This is a genomic window from Tardiphaga sp. (genome assembly GCF_041424195.1).
GTDB lineage: Bacteria > Pseudomonadota > Alphaproteobacteria > Rhizobiales > Xanthobacteraceae > Tardiphaga.
In genome coordinates, this window is sequence record NZ_JBGMOE010000192.1 from 18,627 (window position 1) to 38,567 (window position 19,941).

Here is a 19,941-nt window from a genome sequence, read left to right on the forward strand (position 1 = left end):
AATATTCGCATCACCTGCGGCTCTTTCCGGCACGACCTTTTTATGACGATTCTGAATCGCCATCAGCGCAATCATAAGCTGGATTATTTTCGAGACGCGCTTCGAGGTGGGCAATGGCCCGTTTCAGCTCGTAAAGCACGGTGCGCCTGGAAATTCCCAGTTGGTCAGCAATGGCTTGATGCGTCAGCCCTCGCAATCGCGACGCGACCAGAATGGCTTGCGTCCGGCCGGGAAGTTCGGCGATCGCTTTCTCCGCCGTTTTGAGATCGAGCTTTGCCTCTACACTCTGTGCTGGCCCCGGAGCAGGATCGGCGATGTCCAGGGCTGCATCGATCTCCGAACGTTTGGCCTTGCGGCGCTCGGCACGTCGTCGATCCTTCGCAATATTGGCGGCAATCCTCATCAGGAATGCGGGCTGACTCTGCACGGAACCCGCATCGCCAGGACGGTGCAAGTGCAACCAGGTCTCATGCAGCGTCTCGTTTGCAATGTCCTCGGACCCGAATTGCCGGGTCAAGCGTCTCCTGAAGTCTTCATAGCGAAGGGTCAGCAAGTCCCGCAATGCCGCCCACGTCGTTTCTGTCATAGGCCGACAGACCCTTACTCATTCAACCATGACCGGAGCAAAACGACGACGGATGAACGCATTTTTGCGCGCGTCACGTGCGCCCGCGCGACGTTCGTCTGGAGCGGCGGCCAAATTCCAAAAACCGCGGGTCGAATATCACCCTTATGTGACAGATCGACTAAGCGGCAAAAAACTATCCCTGACAATCACCGGTCTCGCCCGGCACGCGCGCGCCGATGCTCAGGACGAACGGTTGAAGGCTGTTCGGCGGTGGCGCCATCCCTATTGGCACGCCGCTCAACACCGCAATCAGCGCACGGTCCCGCCCGGTATCGCCGGTCGAGCCGATCAGGGACGCCCGCTGAATGGCACCCGTCTCGGCTATCCACAACTCGATCGCCACGCGATAGGCGCCGGGGCGCGTGCGCTCAGTCCGACACAGCGCGTCGACGACGCCGCTCTGTAGCGCGGTGATGAATTGCAGTCCCGGCCGGGCGGCTGGCGTCGCGCGGGCGGCCTGGCTTCGAGGGATCGACACAATGACGAAAGCATCCACATCCGTGCGACGCGCCACCAGCCCCGTACCGGAAAGAAGTTCAAGCAGTGCCGCTTCCGGAGTGAGCTGGCCCTTGACCTGTCTGGCGGTCAGACCTGCCGTCAGAGCCGTCTCATAGAAAACCTGTGTGCCGCTGGAGCGGATGTAGGCATTCAATGCAGCGTCAAGTGGTTGCGCAACGATGTCATAGGCACGCAGCGACGCCAAAGTCTCACTGGCCGTAGATCCGCTCGCCGCCAGGAGCATGGTGAATATGAATGTCGAAATGCAAAGACCCGCGCGGCAGGCAATCCTTGTCAAACTCGATTTCGCATATCGGCTCATTGATAAATTCGCCCGCGCAGAGGCCGCGTATAAAGCCACGCTTATCGAGCGTCAAATCTCAATTTGCTTGAATAGGGCTCGGAACGCTCGTTGCCAGTACCGAATTAGCGGGATAGCGCGTCAGCGCACCACAACCCCAGATAGGCCAGAGCCTCTCTTCGCAAAGAAAACGATCAGTCTCAAATGACCGGGCCACGGACAGCGACCGAGGCTGAGGTCACTCGCGGATTCCATCTCAGTTCGGGCTCTTGCCAGTGGTCGATGCGTTGGCAGACTGGCTCGTCGGGGCCTGGCTCTGTGGCTGGTCCACCCTCACCTGTTCACCTTCGGAGATCGTCTCCGGAGGATTGTTGATGACGCGGTCGGATATGGAAAGACCGGCAAGGATCTCAACGCTATCGCCGAAATCACGACCGAGGTTCACATTCTTGATTGCGACTTTGTTGTTAACGTCAACGGTAGCAACCTTCGTACCCGCGTTGCTGATGACCAGCGCCGTAGATGGTATCTGAACCAGATTGGCTGAGGTCGGAATCTGGAAGTGAACGGTACAGTAGCTACCGCCGTAGAACTTTCCATCCGTATTGTCGGCCTGAAGCTCGACCTGCATTGTATGCGAATTGGCTCCGAATGACTGAGAAATGTGGGTCAGCGTCGCCTTAAACATTTGCCCAGGATACTGCGGGAGTTCGAAGGTCGCCGTCACACCTGGTTTAAGGTCCGCCGAGAATGCCTGTGGCACCTGAACATAAATGCGGACGCGATGCAGATCGGAGACCTCGAACAAGGGTTGGCCGGAACCACCCGAGCTGATCAGCATGCCAAGTTCGACGTTTCGCGCGGTAACGACACCGTCGAATGGAGCGGTCAACGTCTTGAACGATTGCGTCGCTTCAAGTTGACGGACGTTCGCCTCATTTGCCGCGACCACTGCCGCCTTGGCTTTGGCATCTGCATTGGTCTGATCAGCCATTTGCTGTGCGACGACCTGCTTCTCGACCAGAACATTATTGCGGTTCGCGGTGAGATTGGCGATCTGCAAGCTCGCCTTGACGCTGGCGAGATTAGCCTTGGCTTGACTCAGTTGTTGATCGAGGTCAGGCGCATCGATGGAAGCCAGCACCTGCCCGGCCCTCACCGGAGTTCCGATGTCATGATCCCAGCTTCGCACATATCCATTTACGCGCGCGAATATCGCAGCCTTATTTAGTGGCTGTATGCTGCCCGGCAGGGTCAAGGACTGGGTAGGCTTAACCGAAATCTGGCCTGCGAGCGCAACGGTAGGCACCGATTGCTGATCGGTCCAGATGGCCACCTCCTGCTTGCTCTGCGCACGGGTCATCAGCCCGTAGCCGACGATGGCACAGCCGATCAGAACAGCGGCACTTGCAGATATCAGAAACTTGCGGCGTCCCGACGATCCGGGTGTTTCGGCAGACATTTCCTGAGGCTCCGCTTAATGCGATGACGAGGCGACGGCCTCGTTCAAATGAGTTGCTCGACGATCACGGCTATGCACGAGGTCGAAGATGGTCGGCACGAGGAACAAGGTTGCGCAGGTCGCGAATACGAGCCCCCCGATCACAGCTCGTCCCAGCGGCATATTCTGCCCCGGCTCGATGGCCATCGGCATCATTCCGATGACCATGGCCGATGCTGTCATCAGGACCGGACGAAAGCGCGATGCGCCCGCTTCGAACGCCGCTTCGAGCGCGCCCGCTCCTTCTGCCATCTTCTCTCTGGCGAAACTGATGACGAGAATACTGTTGGCCGTCGCGACGCCCATGCACATGATCGCTCCGGTCAGGGCCGGAACCGACAATGTCGTTCCGGAAGCGAAAAGCATCCAGACAATGCCTGCCAGTGCGGTTGGGAGCGCCGTGACGATAACGAACGGATCGATCCACGACTGAAAATTTACGACGATCAGCAGGTAGATCAGGACGACCGCCGCGGCGAGACCGATGTAGAGTTCGTTGTAGGCACTGGTCATGGTGCTGACCTGCCCCCGCAGCGTCGTCGTCGCGCCCTTCGGCATGTCTTTTGTTGTCGCGTCGATGGTCTTCTGAATGTCGACGGCAACGGCACCGAGATCACGTCCCTGCGGCGTCGCATAAATGTCGATCGTCGGCTGAACGTTGTAATGCGTCACAACGGCGTTGCTCCGGCTGCGCTGGATCTCGGCGAGACCGCCAAGCAACTGGGCACTCGATCCCGACGCCGTCGATATCGGCAGATTCTTCAGGCCGGCCATCGTGTCGATGTCGCGCTGCGGGGTCTGGATCGAAACCGGATAGTTGACGCCGTTAGCAGGATTCAACCAATATGTCGGCGCCGATTGCGTGCTTCCGGACAAGGTCGTGAGCATCGCGGTCGCGACGTCCTTCTCCGACAATCCGACGAGCGACGTCATGGACCGATCGACGTTGACGTTCAAAGTCGGCTGTTCGAACGCCTGCTGAATGCGTGCATCGGCAACGCCCGGGATTGTCCTGATTTTTGCCAGCAGCGAATTGGCATATTGGCGATTGGACTGCAGGTTTTGTCCCGCGATCTGGACGTCGATCGGTGCGGGCACGCCGAAATTCAGCACCTGACTGACCATATCCGCAGGCAGGAATGCGAACGTGGTTCCCGGAAACTGACGCGGCAACTGTTCGCGCATTGTCCTGATGTAGTCGTCCGTGGGTCCGTGGTTTGGCTTCAGACTGATCAGGATATCCGCGTCGCCCGGCCCGATCGTGCCTGAATTGTTATAGGCCATGTTGATGCCGCTCACCGACAAGCCGATATTGCTGACAACGCCACCGATCTGATCCGCCGGGATGATCTTGCCCTGAATTGCCGCCGAGATGCGATCCGTCAGCGCGGTCGTCTGTTCGAGGCGGGTACCGGTCGGCGCGCGGACATGCATCTTGATCTGCCCGCTATCGACGGAAGGGAAGAAATCTTGGCCAAGGAATGGAGCAAGGCCGAACGACGCCAGACTGAAGACCAGGAACCCGGCGATAACTTTCACACGATTGGCAAGACAGGCCCGGAGAAGTTCCCGGTAAGAATCCCGCACGCGCTCGAACCTGCGTTCGAAAGCCCGCTGCGCCCGCACAAACGGATTCCGGGAGGGCGGCAATGCCTCGCTCCCGCCATGCGCAATGTGCTGATCGCTGAGGAGGTAATTTGCGAGGGTTGGGACGAGCGTCCGCGACAGGATGTAGGAAGCCGCCAGAGCCAGGATAACGGCCTCCGCGAGCGGACGGAAGAGATAACCGGCGACGCCTGACAGGCCGAACATCGGCACAAACGCGATGCAAATGCACAGCAACGACACGGTCGCGGGAACGACGATCTGCCGTGCACCATCCATAATCGCAGGCTCAATCTCCTTCCCCTGCTCGAGGTGCCAATTGATGTTCTCGATGGTCACCGTCGCATCGTCCACGAGGATGCCAACCGCAAGGGCCAGACCGCCAAGGGTCATGACGTTGATCGTCTCCCCGAGCAGAGATAACCCGGTCAGAGCGGCCAGAATGGCGAGCGGAATGGAGAGAGTGATGATGAGCGTCGAACGCCAGCTCCCAAGGAAGAGCAGGATCATCATCCCTGTCAGAACCGCGGCGATCACACCTTCCCGCACCACGCTCGACACCGCATCGGTAACGAACACCGACTGGTCGCCGACGGCGGTCAGCTTGAGGCTGGACGGCAGGGTCTGAGCCACATGAGGCAACAGCCCCTTGATGCCGTTGATGATGTTCAATGTGGACGCAGTTCCGGACTTCATAATCGTCAGGAGAACGGCGCTGGCGCCGTTGACGTGAACGGAATTGATCTGCGGTGGGCTGCCGTCATGAACATACGCCACGTCGCGCATATAGATCACCGCACCGTTCACGGTCTTGACGGGAAGACTGTTGAACGCGTCGATCGTGGCGGGAGAACCGTTCAGATTGACGGTGTATTCACTGTTCCCGATCTTTTCCGTACCGACCGGCGTGATCAAATTCTGTAGCGAAAGCGCGTTGATAACGTCATTTGCCGAGATTCCATACTGGTGCAGAGCCTGCTGGTTTAGATCGGCCTGGACCTGTCGCACCTTTCCGCCGAACGGCAGTGGTAACGCTGCGCCCGGCACGGGCGCGAGCGCTGGGCGGATGAAATTGAGTGCCGAGTCATAGATCTGGGTGTCCGACATCTGCGGACTGGACAGCGCCAGCTGAAGGATCGGAACGCTCGACGCGTTGAAGCTGACAATGAGTGGCGGTGTGATACCAGCGGGCATCTGTTTCAGGACCGTCTGCGACATGCCGTTTACCTGCGCCAGAGCAGCGTTGATATTGACGGTCGGCTGGAAGAAGATCTTGATGATGCCGTAGTTGACGATGGACTGAGACTCGATGTGCTCGATATCGTTCACGCTGTTCGGCAATGAGCGTTCGTAGAAGGTCACAATACGCCCCGCCATGTCGTCTGCGGGTAACCCCGTATAGCTGAAGACGACGCTGATCACCGGGATATTGATATTCGGAAAGACATCGGTCGGAGTCCGCAATGCGGACGTGACGCCGAAGATCATGATGAGGATCGCCATCACGATGAACGTATACGGCCTCTGAAGCGCGAGGCGAACAATCCCGATCATTGGTCTTCTCCGAAGCAGGCAGTTGCGTTCCGTCGATCATCTGTCTGCCGTGACTTAGCTGATCCTTCGCGTCGCCCAAACGTGATCGTCGGAATGAGACACAATGAATCACCGTGCAAACGCCCGTATCAATGCTCAAGATGGGGTTGCGGTCCGCATTCTGAAAATGCATTGTATTCATGCAGACATGCTCAATGTGAATGGAGCTCCGTATGGCAAAGGTCGCCGCGCCTCGCCTCTCGGCCATCGACCTCAATCTTCTCCTCGTCTACGACGCCATCATGCGAGAAAGATCGGTGACCAAGGCCGGACGCCAGCTCGGTCTCAGTCAGCCCGCCATGAGCCACGCCCTCGCCCGGCTCCGACATATGCTGAAGGACGAACTCTTCGTCCGGAGTCCAAATGGCATGGAGCCGACGCCACGCGCGGAGCAGTTGTCTGGTCCTATCCGCTCCGCCCTGGACGGGTTCCGTGAAGCATTGCAACCGGAACAGTTCGATCCTGCAGAGGCGAAATCAACCTTCACCATCGCGGTCGATAATTACGCGGCGATCGTACTCGTCCCAAAAATCGTTTCGGCCATTTCCCAGGCCGCACCAATGGTCAGGCTCGACTTCCGGCCAAGCGGAACGATCGATGTTCTGGACCATCTCGATCGAAACGAACTCCAGCTTTCCATTGGGTCTTTCGAGGCTCCGGGTGAGCGGTTTTCGCGTCGATTGATCGCCGAGGATCGCTTCGTCGCGGTACTCCGAAAGCGGCATCCAGCAGCACGATCACGCGAGATGGACCCGCAAGCGCTCTCGACGCTCCCTTTCTTGCAAATATCTTCTGCAAAATTCGGAACCGAGTCGGATGGCTTTGAGAACGGAGCGCGTTCTGCAAAACGGATCCCGGAGGTACGGGCACCGTTCCTGTCTGCAGCGGCAATCCTCGAGGGATCGGATCTAGTCTCGATTCTACCGCTCAAGGTCGCGCAGGCCTTGGTGAAAACCCATGAGCTCTGCTTCCGACCGTTATCGCGACCACCACGACCGGCGCAGACCGCCATGACATGGCTGCGAAGACTGGACAATCAACCAGCCCATGGATGGCTACGGTCAACTATCCATCACGCGCTATCTACGAAATGACATAACAACTGACGGCGTAGAGCAGTTCTCCGGCATTCCCGTTTCACAAATTCTCTGCCTGCATGTCGATATGAATACAATGCATTTGATGCATGTCCTGATTGCGCCTATTTCGGCTATGGGGCGGACACGAACGAGAGAATGCAATCATGAACACCACCAGTACATACGCATCAGCGAAGTCCCATACGAAGCGGTTCACACGTAAACTCGTTCTGCTTACAACGGCAGCCCTGTTAGTGAGCGGAGCCGGTGCCCACGCACAAGGCGATCACCACAGGAACGCACATCCGCACGCTATGTCGTCATACGCGCGGCTGCAGGCTCACGATTCTGTCGCGGCGACTCGTAACGTCACTCCAGCGTCTATGGCTCCGGAAAACGGTGACCAAAACACCAGCGGTCGCGGTTTCGAGAGGATGGACGACCCGTCGGCGGAAGGCCGGACCGGCGGGGGCTAATTCTTTCACGGAGCCTTGGATGGAGATGTCCCGGCCCTCGGGTCCGGACATCTCCACTGCCTTCGCAGCTGGAGCGCTTCCCTAGTGATCACCATCTGGACACATAGCTGGTCGACCGGCGTCGCCGCGTTCTTTGCTTCGCTTGTCGAATTCGTAGAAGCCTTGACCATCGTCCTTGCGGTCGGAACGGTCCGTGGATGGAGAAGCGCGCTGATGGGTGCAGGAAGCGCCCTGGCGCTCCAGTTGGCCATCGTGCTGGCGCTCGGTCCAGCGTTGACGCGCATCCCCATCCATATGGTTCAGCTCGCCTTCGGCACGCTCTTGCTTCTGTTCGGCATGAGATGGTTACGAAAGGCGATTCTGCGCTACGCCGGTGCGATCCCCTTGCATGACGAGGCGGCGACCTTCGAGAAGGAAACGCAGTCGCTACGACTTCTTGGGAAACATGCAGCGGGATGGGATGCAGTCGCGATCGGCACCGCCTTCAAGATTACGATGCTGGAGGGGCTTGAGGTCATCTTCATCGTGATCGCATTCGGCGCCGGAGGACCCTGTCTCCTGATCCCGGCCAGCGTTGGAGCCGTTGCTGCCCTTCTCCTCGTCATTGCGCTCGGTCTCGTTATTCACAAGCCGCTATCTGCCGTGCCGGAAAATACGCTGAAGTTCGTGGTCGGAATTCTGATCTCCGCCTTCAGCGCTTTCTGGGTCGGCGAGGGCCTGGGACTTGCATGGCCTGGAAATGACTGGTCGATCCTCGGTCTCACGCTCGGATTCATGGTCTTCGGTCTTGTGGCCATCCCCATATGCAAAGCCTGTTTGAGCGCCCGTAACCTGCCAGCCACGAAGGTCACCTCATGAACTTGATCAAAGCGATCCTGAAGGGAATCCTTGGCTTGTTCGTCGATGACGGTAGCTTCGCCGTGCTTATCGTGGCCTGGATCGCCGCGACATGGTTGCTGTCGTTCAAGGTCCTGCAGACCCCGGAATGGGGAACCCTCCTCCTGTTCGCGGGTCTCGTCGTCATCCTGATCGGAAGCACGGCTTGTCGCTGCGGCGACAGCACCACACCGCCATATTTATCATAGACGCGCTTCGGTGGCGTATCGATCACCGTCGTCCTGGAGCCACGGCCGGCATTGATGTCGCCTTCGGCTGCCCCTGCGAGAAGGTTGCCGCCGAACGTGGGCCTGATGCGCGACAGACCAGGCAGGATGCTGCCCTTGGAATACAGCTGGATATTGCCCTGGCTTGCACACACGCCAGGAAACCGGGAATATCCCGCCCAATTCAGAAATGCCCCAGGGAGCCACCACCAATGAAGTTCGATGACGTCATCCTCGGTCGCCGCAGCATTCGCGGTTACAAGCCCGATCCGGTCCCCCAGAAGCTGATCGAGGAAGTCATCGCGCTTGCGATGCGCGCGCCGTCGTCGATGAACACCCAGCCGTGGAATTTCACCGTCGTCACCGGCGAGCCGCTCAACCGGATTCGCGCCGGCAATACCGAGCGGATGATCGCGGGCATCCCGCAGTCGCGCGAGTTTCGCACCGGACAGGCTTTTGCGGGTCATCACCGCGACCGGCAGGTCGGCGTCGCCAAGCAATTGTTTTCGGCCATGGGGATAGCCCGCGACGACAAGGAGATGCGGCAGGACTGGGTCCTGCGCGGCTTCCGCCAGTTCGACGCGCCGGTCTGCGTGATCGTCACCTATGACCGCGTGCTGGACGGCAGCGACGATACGCCCTTCGATTGCGGTGCCGTGGCGACCGCGCTGGTCAATGCCGCCTGGTCGCGCGGGCTCGGCGCCGTGATCAACAGCCAGGGCATCATGCAGTCGCCGGTCGTGCGCGAACATGCCGGCATTGCCGACGATCAGGTCATCATGAAAAGCATTGCGCTCGGATGGCCGGATGACAGCTTTCCCGCCAATGCAGTGGTGTCCGAACGCAAGTCGGTCGAGGAAGCCACGCGGTTCGTCGGCTTCGAATGAGCGATCATAGCGAGCGATGAAACTCTACGCTCCATCCGACACCGTCTGGACCGCGCAACAGGACGAGGAGTTGCGGCGGCAACTGGCGGCCGGGCGCGGCATCAACGAGATCGCGCTGCGCCTGAAGCGATCGCCACTCGCCATCAGAACCCGTGTGAAGAAACTCGGCATCCGCGCTGGTCAAATGAAGTAGCAACGCGCCATCCGCCCTGCAGGATACGCGCTGGCGCGGAACGGAACTGTATGACGTGCGATACCATTCGCCTCTTTCGATCATCATGAGCTACCGTCAAAAACCCCGCCAAATGGCGGGGTTTTCTGTATTACCAGCGATGGCACAGGGAGCCCTGATTTTCCGGGAACTTTTCATTTCAACACAGATTTAATCCGCAGTTCGATCATCGTCACGATGGAGGATTGAACTATGCGTGGGGCCTGGACCCCATCGGTCGTGCCGAACGGCGACGATCAAAATGTGTACTTGGTCGTGGACGGCCGGCAGGGTGGTTGTGTTTGGCGGGAGGCCGAGGTTGGGAAAACAGACCTCGATACCGTCATCGCCGATTTCTTTTCAGGGCGATATTCCGACCCTGACCGCGTGGTCGCTTTCAATCTTGCCGAATGCTGGACGAAGGACGTGTCAGCAGATATTGCCCGCTATATTCGACAGCGGGCCGCAGCCACCTGCGAGGATCTGCCCCCCGGGGTGAAAGACTTCATCGACCGCTACGCCGAACGCGAACGCAGATCGATCGTCAGGCCGGCATGATGGTGTCTGGCTCTCGCCAGGTTGATCGCTTCGTGCTGCGATGGGTCCGTGCCATGCGCGCAGCGCGGTTGACGTCCCTTCCTTTCCCGCGCATCCACCGCCTAACGAATAAACAGGGGGCGGAGGATTGCTTTACCTCATCTGGGCACTGCCAGCGCTGGCGGTCATCGGCGCCATCGCCAGCGGGCGCGCCGGCACACTCCCCGCCTCGCTGATCGGCCTTGCCGCCGCGCTTGTGGTTGCGCTGGCAACCGCGCCCCAGTTCTTCTCGATCGCCGAGGCCGGAACGGCGCTGCTGCGCGGCGCATGGATCGGCTGGATCGTGGTGCCCTATATCCTCGGCGGATTGCTGTTCTGGCAGATGGCGATCCGCACCGGCGGTGCGGCCATGCCCGTCGAGACGTTATTGCCGGATGCGCAGGCGCGGCGTCGTCTGCTGTTCACCGCCTGCTATCTGATCGGGCCCTTCGCGGAATCCGCCACGGGCTTCGGCATCGGCATCATGGGGACGATGGTGCTGATCCGCCGCCTTGGCCTGAAGCCGATCGAACTCCTCGCCTTCTCGCTCATCAGCCAGACCATGATCGTGTGGGGCGCCATGGGCAGCGGCGCGGTGGTCGGCGCGGCCTTCGCGCGCACGGATCCGACGGCGCTGGCGCTGCACACCAGCTACATCTACCTCGTATTCAACATCCTGTGGCTGCCGATCTACTGGCGCATGGCGGAGCGTGCCGGCATCACGGCCGACTGGCGCGAGCGCGCCAGCGAAGCGGTCTGGCTGGTCGGCAGTCTCGGCCTCGCCATCGTTGCGACGGCGTTTCTCGGGCCGGAGCCCGCAATGCTGGCGGCGTTCGGGCCTGCCATCGTGTTGCGCTATCTGATCGACGAGAAGCCGGACCGCGCGGCGATCGCCACCGCTGCGCGGCGCATGCTGCCGTTCACGCTGCTGATCGGCTGGCTCGCGCTGACACGCCTCGTTCCGCCGCTCAACCAGTTCCTGCAGACCGTTTGGAGCATCCAGCCGTTTGCCGGCGTGCCCATATGGGCACCGCTATTTCACGCGGGCACCTGGCTGGTGGCAGCGGCGGTGTTGACGGCCCTCCTGCGCGGTCACCGGCAAGCCTTCCCCGTCGAGATCGCAGCGGCGTGGAAGACCGGCCGGCTCGCGGTGCTCACCGTGATCGTGTTCTCGATGATGGCCGAACTGCTGTCGCGCTCGGGGATCGCCGGCGGCCTCGCCCGCGGCATGTATGATACGTTCGGGGTCTGGTCGGTGACGGTGACGCCGATGATCTCGGCGGTGTTCGGCGCGTTGGCCAATAGCGGCAATGCCGCCAACGGCCTGTTCATGCCGTCGCAACTCAGCCTCGCCACCGAAGCCAGCCTCGACGTCGCCGCCGTCGTCGCGCTCCAGCATGCCGCAGCCCTGTCGCTCAACATGGTCTCGCCGGTGCGGATGTCGATCGTCTGCAATCTCGCGGGAACGCCCGGCCATGAACGCGACGCCTATCGCGCCATGCTGCCCTTCGTCGTGGTCATCGTCGCGGTGCTGCTCGCGATCTCCGTTCTGATCGCCACCAGGCTCATTTGAGGTTCGGGATCGATCCCACCTTGAACTTGCTGTAGGCCTCGCTCGTGCAGATGATCACATGCTCGGCGCAGCCGTTGGTCCGATGCGGGTCGCAGCGATTTTCATAATCCGGCGATGTCATCATCTCCACGAAGGCTGCAACGGAGGGATAATATACCAGCGCCAGATAGTCCCATTGCTGGTGATCGGGTTCACCGAGCGCAACGGCCTTCGCGTCGCCGGTCCACAGCAAGGTGCCGCCGCGTGCCTTGATCATCGGCACGGTCAGCGCGCTGTAGCGCAGATAGGCGTCCCAGCCCGATCCGTCGCCGTCCAGCGAGCGCTCGCGAAATCGCATCAGGTTGACCATGACGACCGGCCCCTGATGTTCCAGCTCCTTCAGTCCCTCGATATTCAAGAGATCGACAGCCATGCACGACTCCTGTTTCAGCAAGCAGTGGGCAGATAAGCGGAGACCGGTTACGCCTCGGGATCGACATCGTCCAGGAACGTCGCTGTGGGACAGTATCTGCTGGCGCGCCTATTGCCGGCTTACATGCTTTGCCGGCACCCTGCCCGCATTCCATTGGCCGTCGATTGCGCGCTCGATCTGCGCAGCCAGTTGCAGCAGCAAGCCGTCATTGGCCTGACGCGCCTGCGCCTGGATGCCGAGCGGCAAGCCGTTTGCCTGGGCCGCCAGCGGCAATGAGATGCCGGGGGTGCCGCACAGATTGGCGAGCGGCGTATAGGCGAAATTCTGCCACAGATTGGCGAACCAGTCGTGCACCGAAGGATTGGTGCTGGTGGTGAGATATTCCGATGTGCCCACCTTCGGCGTCGGCTTTGCCGTAATCGGCGTCAGGATGATGTCGAAGCGCTCGAAGAAGGCGCCGAAGGCGCGCGACGTGGTGTTGAATACCGCCTGCATCGCGGCTCGTTCGGTGTAGGAGGTCTGCAGCCCGGTTTCCCAGATCTTGATGTTGATGGGCTCCAGGAGTTCGAGCGTCGGCTTGTCCAACCCGAGCCGCGCCAGATGGCCTGCGATGACCTGCGCGAAATTGCTGATGTAGCAGGTGGTCTGCGCGGCGAACGCAGCCCGGAAATCGACCTCCGGCAATGCCCATTCGACGTGATGTCCGAGCCCTTCGAGCAGCCGGCCGACACGCTCCAGTTCGGCGACGAAATGCGGCGGCGCGCGGTAGTCGCCCCATTCGTGCGACAGCGCGATGCGCAGACGGCCGGGATCGCGCTTGATCAGATCGCTAGTGGGTTCTGCGGGCGACCAGAACGGCATGAATTCGCCGGGTGCGCCGCCGCGGCAATTGTCCACGAAGGCTGCGGTGTCGCGCACGCTGCGGCTGACGCAGCCCTGGATCGAGACCAGACCGGAGAGATCCGACAGCGCGGGCGCCAGCGAATAGACGCCGCGCGAGACCTTCAGGCCGATCAGGCCGTTCACACCTGCGGGAATACGGATCGAACCACCGCCATCGGTGGCATGGGAGATCGGCAGCACACCGGCCGCGACCATCGCCGCCGAGCCGGCGGAGGAGCCGCAGGTGGTGTAATCGGTGTCCCAGGGATTGCGGGTGACATAGAGCTTGTTCTCGGCAGAACTGCAGACGCCGAATTCCGGCGTGGTGCTGCGGCCGATGATGTTGAGCCCGGCGCCCCGGATCTTGCCGGTCAGGAAGCTGTCCTGCACGGGGCGATGCCCCTGCATGATCATGGAGCCGAATTCCTGCAGCCGTCCCTTCAGGGTCGGCCCGAGATCCTTCATCAGATAGGGCACGCCGGCAAAAATGCCGTCGGGATTCATGCCGTCCTTCAAGGGATCGGCGACGACGTCGTCGAACACTTCGACGACGGCATCGAGCACGGGATTGGTTTTGGCGATGCCGGCGGCGGCCTGCGTCGCCAGATCGGCCGGCGTCAGGTCGCCCTTGCGCACGCGATCGGCCAGCGCCGTCGCATCGTGTTTGGCCCATTCGTCCCAGCTCATCGCCAATGTCATGTCGCACGTCCAATTCGAGATTCGGTTGGTGCGAGCCTAGACCGGATGGTGGTTTTTTCGGAAGCCGTGGCAGGTGCCCTGAGCGCGCCGCTGACGCAGGGCAGACCAGCGTGCCCGCCACCGGCGGCCGGAAATCCTGACAGGACGTCGCCGAGCGGCACCATAGCCGGGCCGCCGACGCCCGAGTGGCGCTTCGCTCCACCCATCCCGCGACATGCTTTGGCGTCACATGCGCAACAGGTTCAGCGCGGTGCCGACGGCAGTAACAAGAGTCAGCCCAATAACGGTCGCGCGCCAAAGAAACTGCCGACGCGCGGTGCGCCGATCGTGGAACGCCAGCCAGTCGCGAACGAAACCACCCGGAATATCAAATATGACCGCCCGCTTGCCGGGATGACGGGTCTCATGGTCGGCAAACATCGTCCGCACATTCATCAGGCCCAATCGCTCAAGCTCGCAATGCCATTGCCATCCGTGCTCGCCGTTGGTCCACCGGTTCTCGAAGGGAAGCTTGTGCGGTTTCATCGCGCACCTCCATCACATCTCCTTATCCCGAGGAAGATATGGTCTCACCGGCGCCGGCAGCAGATTCTTCAACCCGCAACCGAACATTATTTGCCGGCAACGGCCGAACCGACCTACACCATTGGGCGGGCAGATGAGCCGAACCGCCGCGAACGGGCCAACGTTAGCCGCAATTCCAGACCGGACCGATCGGCGTGCGCGTCCAGCACGGGCCGAAACTGCCGCCATTGTACTGGCCGCGATAGAAGCCGGGTCGGCCGAAATAATACTTCTCGCCGTCAGACCACCGGTAATAGACCGGCGTGCGATCGATATACCAATGGCGCCGATCGCGCTTGGCCATGCGCAGGTCCGCGCGCTTCTGCATGAACAGCGGAACGCTGTTGTTCAGCGGCTGATGATAGCCCGGCAGGAAGCCATAGCCCTTCCATTGCTGCGGCTTCTTCTTCACTGGCGCCGCCAGCGCGACGGCGGAGGTGAGTGACATGACGAGAGCAATCGATAGACACATGAATCGCGACATGCGGACAGCATAGAGATCTGGCACGCGGGCGGCCATTCAAATTCAGGTGCAGGGCCCGCTGCGGAACCGGATTACCGCCCCCCGAGCCGATTGCATGACGGTCGGTGGCGGCTTTAGAGTGTTGCGAAACGGGGATTTCGCGATGATCGAATGGTTTGAAGATTTGTCGCTGGGGATGCGCTTCAAGAGCGGCACTGCGACGATTTCCGAAGACGACATCAAGGAATTCGCGGCCCGTTACGATCCGCAGCCATTTCATCTGGACGACGCCGCGGCGAAACAGACCATATTTAAGGGACTGGCGGCATCGGGATGGCACACCGCCGCGATCGCGATGTGCCTGGCCGTTCAAACACGTCCGTTCGGTCCGCATCCGCTCATCGGATTGGGTGTCGAGGATTTGCGCTGGCTGCTGCCCGTACGCCCGGGCGACGTCCTGTTCCTCGAGGGCGAGGTCGTCAGCCTGACGCCGTCCAGGAGCAAGCCCCAAGGCACCGTTCTGGTTAAATGGACTGCCTACAACCAGAACGGCGAAGCGGTCTATACGTTCACGCCGATCGGCTTCGTGCCGTGCCGCCCCAAAGCGGACTAGCTCAATCAAAACGTCGGCGGCGTGCAGGCGCTGATCACTTCGCAGGGTTTAGCGCCGACGCAGCGGAAGCGATGCGGGCGCCGGCTTTCGAAATAATAGGCATCCCCGGGATCGAGGATGCGGCGCTCGTCGTCGACGATCACTTCCAGCCGGCCCGAGACCACGATGCCGCCCTCCTCGCCGTCATGCACCAGCGGCACCCGGCCGGTGTCGCTGCCCGGCTCGTAGCGCTCCTTCAGGATCTGCAGACTGCGGCCGAACAGATTGTCGCCGACCTGACGATAGGAAATCGGCTTCTTGCCGATCTCTGTCAGTTCATCGGACCGGTAGAACGCCTTGCGGGGCCGGTCCGGTTCGATGGCAAAGAATTCGGCGAGCCCCATCGGAATGCCATCGAGGATGCGCTTGAGCGCGCCGACCGACGGGTTCATCTGGTTGGACTCGATCAGCGAAATCGTCGAATTGGTCACGCCCGCGCGCTTGGCCAGTTCGCGCTGCGACAGCTTGTGACGCCCGCGAACGAAGCGCAGCCGTTCACCCAGATCGATACTCACGCCAAATTCCTGTTGCGACTGTTTCGGATCGAGCAAATATGGCCCGGCCCATTTAATAAAATCAATGGGTTAATCAAAGCAAGAAAAGGACTTGTTGCCATGTGGCGAACATGATCCAGATGCAGAATTAGCCAAGGGAGCCGCGCCGTGACCGTTCATCAGATTCCGAACACGCTACAACTCGAATCGTTCTGGATGCCGTTCACGGCCAACCGGCAGTTCAAGGCGGCGCCGCGTATGTTCGCCTCGGCGCAGGGCATGTATTACACCACCGAAGACGGCCGCAAGGTGATCGACGGCTCGGCCGGCCTGTGGTGCACCAATGCTGGCCACGGCCGCCGCGAGATCGCCAGTGCCGTCGAGAAGCAGTTGACGACGCTCGACTTCGCCCCCGCATTCCAGATGGGCCATCCGCTGGCCTTCGAATTCGCCAATCGCCTGGCCGAGATCGCGCCCGCCGGCCTCGATCGCATCTTCTTCACCAATTCCGGCTCGGAGTCGGGCGACACCGCGCTGAAGATCGCGCTGGCCTATCACCGCGCCAACGGCCAGGCCTCGCGCACGCGCCTGATCGGCAGGGAGCGCGGCTATCACGGCGTCGGCTTCGGCGGCACCTCCGTCGGCGGCATGGTCAACAACCGACGCGCCTTCTCTTCAGCCCAACTTCCGGGCACCGATCACATCCGCCACACCCACGATCTGGCGCGCAACGCGTTCTCGAAAGACCTGCCGGAGCACGGCGTCGAACTCGCCGACGACATCGAGCGGCTGGTGGCCCTGCATGGCGCCGACACCATCGCCGCCGTCATGGTCGAACCGGTGCCCGGTTCGACCGGCGTGCTGCCGCCGCCAAAGGGTTACCTGCAGCGCCTGCGCGAACTCTGCACCAAGCACGGCATCCTGCTGATCTTCGACGAAGTCATCACCGGCTTCGGCCGCCTCGGCACGCCGTTCGCCGCCAATTATTTCGGCGTGACCCCGGACCTGATGACCACCGCGAAGGGCATCACCAACGGCACCGTGCCCTGCGGCGCCGTGTTCGCCAGCCGCAATATCTATGACGGGCTGATGACCGGGCCGGAAAGCCAGATCGAGCTGTTCCACGGCTACACCTATTCGGCGCATCCGGTCGCCTGCGCCGCGGGCATCGCCACGCTGGACATCTACAAGAACGAAGGCCTGCTCACACGCGGCGCTTCGCTGTCCGATTACTGGCGCGATGCCCTGCACGCGCTCAAGGACCTGCCCAATGTGATCGACATCCGCAATTGCGGCCTGATGGGCGCCGTCGAACTCGCGCCCCGCAAGGATGCGCCGGCCGCGCGCGGCTATGAAGTCATGGTCGACTGCTTCAACCGCGGCCTCTATCTGCGCCAGAGCGGCGATGCCTTCGCCATGTCGCCGCCCTTGATCGTCGAGAAGAACCAGATCGACGAGATCGTGTCGATCCTCTCCGACGCCATCAAGCGCGTCGCCTGAGCCGACACACGGTCTGATCCCACACGGCCCGGAGGAAGCGCCTGCTTCGTCCGGGCCGTTGTTGTTTGAGAGATTCGTTGTCAATCAGCTCGCGCTGCCATGCGCCCGCGCGCACATCCGTGTCACACGATCCGGGCTCATCGCCGGTGTCGGCGCAGCGGTATCGCTCGAACCTGTGCTGGTCGTCCATGAGAGACCGCCGAACGACGCCATGACAGGCGCTACGGCGAAACGCGACATCATCGCGACATTCACCATTGCCGGCACGTCGACGCGGGGATGGCTGACGATCGCATCCACGATCAGGCCCAATGCGGCCAATCCAAGTGTTCGCTTGCGAGATCTGATCGACGTCTTGCGGAATTGGCTCGGCATCGCGGGCTCATGGGCTTGAGGATGCGCACGCACCGGAGCAGGAGCGCGCCGACGGGGTCTATGTCGGGCGCAATTCTACAGCTCGACTGTGACTAACCGGCCGGCCACCGCGAACAACAAAGTTCGCAACCGATCACGTCACGACGAGCGGTGCGACAATTCTCATCACATTCTCACGAGGAGCTAGCGCCCCGAGAGCTACACCGCGGCCATTGCCCGCCTTGGACCACGGTGTGCAGCGATGCAGGACAAGACGCTGAGCACCACCAGCGCGAAGGCTGCGATTTCGAGCGGCGCCGGCATGCGCTGTTCCCACACAAAGCCGTAGATCAGCGCAAACAGGGTTTCGAACAGGATCATCTGCCCGACCAGCGTCAGCGGCAGCAACCGGCTCATGCGATTCCACAGCGCGTTGCCGAGGATGGATGCGAACACGGCAACACCGATCGACACCGCCGCAAACTGCGCCCAGGCCAGCCCGCTATGCGTCGCCGTGTCCATGGCGAGCGCCGCCGGAATGAGGATCAGGCTCTGCGCCCCCGTCACCACCCCTGTCAGAAGATTCCATTCATGAGCGGAGATATTGTCGAGCCGGGCCAGCGCGCGGCTGTTGCCGATCGCGAAAACCGTCCAGGAAATCAGCGCACCGATTGCGCAAAGAAGGCCGATGACCTGCTCGCGGAGAGACCCTGACGATGGCATCGCCAGCGCCTGCCATCCAATGCAGATCGCGCCGGCCGAGCACAGCATCAGCGATGGCATCAGCCGGCTCAGCGGAACGGCGCCGCTGTCCCTGCTCCCGACAATCGTCACCGCAACGGGAAGAAAGCCGATGACGAGCGACGTCATCGCAATGCCGCCTATCTGCACGGCGCTCGTCAAAAGAACGTAATAGAGCGTGTTCCCCGCAAGCGAGAGCCATGTCAGAGCAAGCCACTCGCGTCGTCCGAGCCTCACGAGCAGTGACCGCCAGCGCGAGGCAATCAAGGCCGCGGAAATCACCCCGTAAACGAAGTAGCGCGCCGCTGCCAATTGGAGCGGGCTGAATGCGTGGGCCAGTTCGGGCGCCAGAAACACCAGCCCCCACAGGGCGCCGGCGCAGGCGCCAAACAGAATACCGATCGATGTCGAATTGGCCGGAGAGCTGCTCATGTGACGATGCCGACTGAAAATTGCTTCAGCCGGGGAATATCATCGCCGCAGCGATTAAGGCGCCCTTGATTGCGGCCCAAAATGCAACAAATACTCGCGCATGGACACCAAATCGCATGCACCCCGCGCACTCGATCCGTTCGATCGGGCAATCCTTCGCATCATTCAGCGTGACAACAAGACGCCCCAGCGCGCCATCGCCGAGGCCGTTAATTTGTCGGCCGCGGCGGTGCAGCGGCGGATCGCCGCGATGGAGTTGGCCGGCGTCATCGCGTCCAACGTCGCCATCGTCGACCCTGCCTCGGTGTCACTGACGATCACGTCCATTGTGGAGGTGTTTCTGCGCGACGAGCGATCCGCGACGGTCGATGCCACAAAGGCTCTGTTCCGGAACGCCCCCGAAGTTCAGCAGTGTTACTACGTCACGGGCGGAACGAGTTTCGTCCTGATCATCGTCACCAGGGATATGCGGACCTACGAGGCCGTGACCCGTCGTCTGTTTTCGGAGAATGACTTCGTCAAGAGCTTCCGAACGCTGGTCGCGCTCGACCGCGTCAAGACCGAGCCCACGGTCATCATCGAATGATGAATGGCACGGATGGATTTCGCGCCCGCGCGCGCTTCGGCGACGCTTTTGAAAATAATCCTTGACGCCATTCCACTCCAGTATATATTCCCACGCATCCCGCTCCACTTGAGGGAGCGTTACCGGGACGC

The 19,941-nt window shown here is 61.2% G+C and carries 22 protein-coding genes and 1 pseudogene; 10 read left to right on the forward strand and 13 right to left on the reverse strand.

The window, feature by feature from the left end:
- Positions 1–40: 40 nt before the first annotated feature.
- The 5 genes from ACEK02_RS26285 to ACEK02_RS26305 all read right to left on the reverse strand — a co-directional run bounded on the left by ACEK02_RS26285 (position 41) and on the right by ACEK02_RS26305 (position 6,087).
- On the reverse strand, positions 41–586 hold the full coding sequence (locus ACEK02_RS26285; protein ID WP_371424438.1) for an RNA polymerase sigma factor: 546 nt from the start codon (positions 584–586) through the stop codon (positions 41–43).
- A gap of 175 nt (positions 587–761) precedes the next feature.
- Entirely contained in the window at positions 762–1,331 is a 570-nt protein-coding gene (locus ACEK02_RS26290; RefSeq protein WP_371424439.1) for an STN domain-containing protein, read from the reverse strand.
- 4 nt (positions 1,332–1,335) lie between these two features.
- Positions 1,336–1,503, reverse strand: coding sequence for a hypothetical protein (locus ACEK02_RS26295; protein WP_371424440.1), 168 nt, complete (start codon positions 1,501–1,503; stop codon positions 1,336–1,338).
- A gap of 180 nt (positions 1,504–1,683) precedes the next feature.
- Positions 1,684–2,889: an efflux RND transporter periplasmic adaptor subunit gene (locus ACEK02_RS26300; RefSeq protein WP_371424441.1), complete on the reverse strand. Its 1,206-nt coding sequence runs from the start codon at positions 2,887–2,889 to the stop codon at positions 1,684–1,686.
- Between the two features lie 15 nt (positions 2,890–2,904).
- Positions 2,905–6,087: an efflux RND transporter permease subunit gene (locus ACEK02_RS26305; RefSeq protein WP_371424442.1), complete on the reverse strand. Its 3,183-nt coding sequence runs from the start codon at positions 6,085–6,087 to the stop codon at positions 2,905–2,907.
- Positions 6,088–6,299: 212 nt separating this feature from the next.
- Between ACEK02_RS26305 and ACEK02_RS26310 the strand changes: the two genes are divergently transcribed.
- From ACEK02_RS26310 to ACEK02_RS26320, 3 genes are all read left to right on the forward strand, one after another.
- Positions 6,300–7,220: a LysR family transcriptional regulator gene (locus ACEK02_RS26310; protein ID WP_371424443.1), complete on the forward strand. Its 921-nt coding sequence runs from the start codon at positions 6,300–6,302 to the stop codon at positions 7,218–7,220.
- Between the two features lie 548 nt (positions 7,221–7,768).
- Positions 7,769–8,539, forward strand: coding sequence for a COG4280 domain-containing protein (locus tag ACEK02_RS26315; protein WP_371424457.1), 771 nt, complete (start codon positions 7,769–7,771; stop codon positions 8,537–8,539).
- A complete protein-coding gene (locus ACEK02_RS26320) occupies positions 8,536–8,766 on the forward strand; it encodes a hypothetical protein (protein WP_371424459.1) in 231 nt (76 codons plus the stop codon). The genes ACEK02_RS26315 and ACEK02_RS26320 overlap by 4 nt, the downstream gene beginning before the upstream one ends.
- Before the next feature lie 17 nt (positions 8,767–8,783).
- Here the strand turns inward: ACEK02_RS26320 and ACEK02_RS26325 are convergent.
- Positions 8,784–8,939: pseudogene (locus tag ACEK02_RS26325) on the reverse strand (hypothetical protein); the annotation flags it as partial.
- A gap of 57 nt (positions 8,940–8,996) precedes the next feature.
- Between ACEK02_RS26325 and ACEK02_RS26330 the strand changes: the two are divergent.
- From ACEK02_RS26330 to ACEK02_RS26345, 4 genes are all read left to right on the forward strand, one after another.
- Entirely contained in the window at positions 8,997–9,671 is a 675-nt protein-coding gene (locus ACEK02_RS26330; protein ID WP_371424444.1) for a nitroreductase, read from the forward strand.
- A 16-nt stretch (positions 9,672–9,687) separates the two neighbouring features.
- Entirely contained in the window at positions 9,688–9,864 is a 177-nt protein-coding gene (locus ACEK02_RS26335) for a hypothetical protein (protein WP_371424445.1), read from the forward strand.
- A gap of 258 nt (positions 9,865–10,122) precedes the next feature.
- Complete coding sequence (locus ACEK02_RS26340; RefSeq protein WP_371424446.1) at positions 10,123–10,440, forward strand: hypothetical protein; 318 nt, start codon at positions 10,123–10,125, stop codon at positions 10,438–10,440.
- A 127-nt stretch (positions 10,441–10,567) separates the two neighbouring features.
- Positions 10,568–12,031 (forward strand): L-lactate permease, encoded by a 1,464-nt coding sequence (locus ACEK02_RS26345; protein WP_371424447.1) that lies wholly within the window; start codon positions 10,568–10,570, stop codon positions 12,029–12,031.
- Here ACEK02_RS26345 and ACEK02_RS26350 read toward each other — a convergent pair.
- The 4 genes from ACEK02_RS26350 to ACEK02_RS26365 all read right to left on the reverse strand — a co-directional run bounded on the left by ACEK02_RS26350 (position 12,024) and on the right by ACEK02_RS26365 (position 15,072).
- The gene (locus ACEK02_RS26350) at positions 12,024–12,443 is read right to left on the reverse strand and encodes a DUF1330 domain-containing protein (RefSeq protein WP_371424448.1); all 420 of its coding nucleotides are present in this window, start codon (positions 12,441–12,443) and stop codon (positions 12,024–12,026) included. The two genes, ACEK02_RS26345 and ACEK02_RS26350, sit on opposite strands and share 8 nt — an antisense overlap.
- A gap of 108 nt (positions 12,444–12,551) precedes the next feature.
- Complete coding sequence (locus ACEK02_RS26355; protein ID WP_371424449.1) at positions 12,552–14,024, reverse strand: amidase; 1,473 nt, start codon at positions 14,022–14,024, stop codon at positions 12,552–12,554.
- A 225-nt stretch (positions 14,025–14,249) separates the two neighbouring features.
- Positions 14,250–14,549, reverse strand: coding sequence for a hypothetical protein (locus ACEK02_RS26360; RefSeq protein ID WP_371424450.1), 300 nt, complete (start codon positions 14,547–14,549; stop codon positions 14,250–14,252).
- A gap of 163 nt (positions 14,550–14,712) precedes the next feature.
- Positions 14,713–15,072 carry a hypothetical protein gene (locus ACEK02_RS26365; RefSeq protein WP_371424458.1) on the reverse strand — a complete coding sequence of 120 codons (360 nt, stop codon included), beginning with the start codon at positions 15,070–15,072 and terminating at the stop codon, positions 14,713–14,715.
- 142 nt (positions 15,073–15,214) lie between these two features.
- On the opposite strand from ACEK02_RS26365, the gene ACEK02_RS26370 reads away from it, so the two are divergent.
- The gene (locus ACEK02_RS26370) at positions 15,215–15,664 is read left to right on the forward strand and encodes a MaoC family dehydratase (protein ID WP_371424451.1); all 450 of its coding nucleotides are present in this window, start codon (positions 15,215–15,217) and stop codon (positions 15,662–15,664) included.
- 5 nt (positions 15,665–15,669) lie between these two features.
- Here the strand turns inward: ACEK02_RS26370 and ACEK02_RS26375 are convergent, their stop codons facing one another.
- Positions 15,670–16,218 carry a cupin domain-containing protein gene (locus ACEK02_RS26375; protein ID WP_371424452.1) on the reverse strand — a complete coding sequence of 183 codons (549 nt, stop codon included), beginning with the start codon at positions 16,216–16,218 and terminating at the stop codon, positions 15,670–15,672.
- Positions 16,219–16,365: 147 nt separating this feature from the next.
- On the opposite strand from ACEK02_RS26375, the gene ACEK02_RS26380 reads away from it, so the two are divergent.
- Positions 16,366–17,697: an aspartate aminotransferase family protein gene (locus ACEK02_RS26380; RefSeq protein ID WP_371424453.1), complete on the forward strand. Its 1,332-nt coding sequence runs from the start codon at positions 16,366–16,368 to the stop codon at positions 17,695–17,697.
- An 84-nt stretch (positions 17,698–17,781) separates the two neighbouring features.
- Here the strand turns inward: ACEK02_RS26380 and ACEK02_RS26385 are convergent, their stop codons facing one another.
- Both ACEK02_RS26385 and ACEK02_RS26390 read right to left on the reverse strand, forming a co-directional pair.
- Positions 17,782–18,072 (reverse strand): hypothetical protein, encoded by a 291-nt coding sequence (locus tag ACEK02_RS26385; protein ID WP_371424454.1) that lies wholly within the window; start codon positions 18,070–18,072, stop codon positions 17,782–17,784.
- Positions 18,073–18,270: 198 nt separating this feature from the next.
- On the reverse strand, positions 18,271–19,224 hold the full coding sequence (locus tag ACEK02_RS26390) for a DMT family transporter (protein ID WP_371424455.1): 954 nt from the start codon (positions 19,222–19,224) through the stop codon (positions 18,271–18,273).
- A gap of 100 nt (positions 19,225–19,324) precedes the next feature.
- On the opposite strand from ACEK02_RS26390, the gene ACEK02_RS26395 reads away from it, so the two are divergent.
- Positions 19,325–19,810, forward strand: coding sequence for an Lrp/AsnC family transcriptional regulator (locus ACEK02_RS26395; protein ID WP_371424456.1), 486 nt, complete (start codon positions 19,325–19,327; stop codon positions 19,808–19,810).
- Positions 19,811–19,941 lie beyond the last annotated feature (131 nt).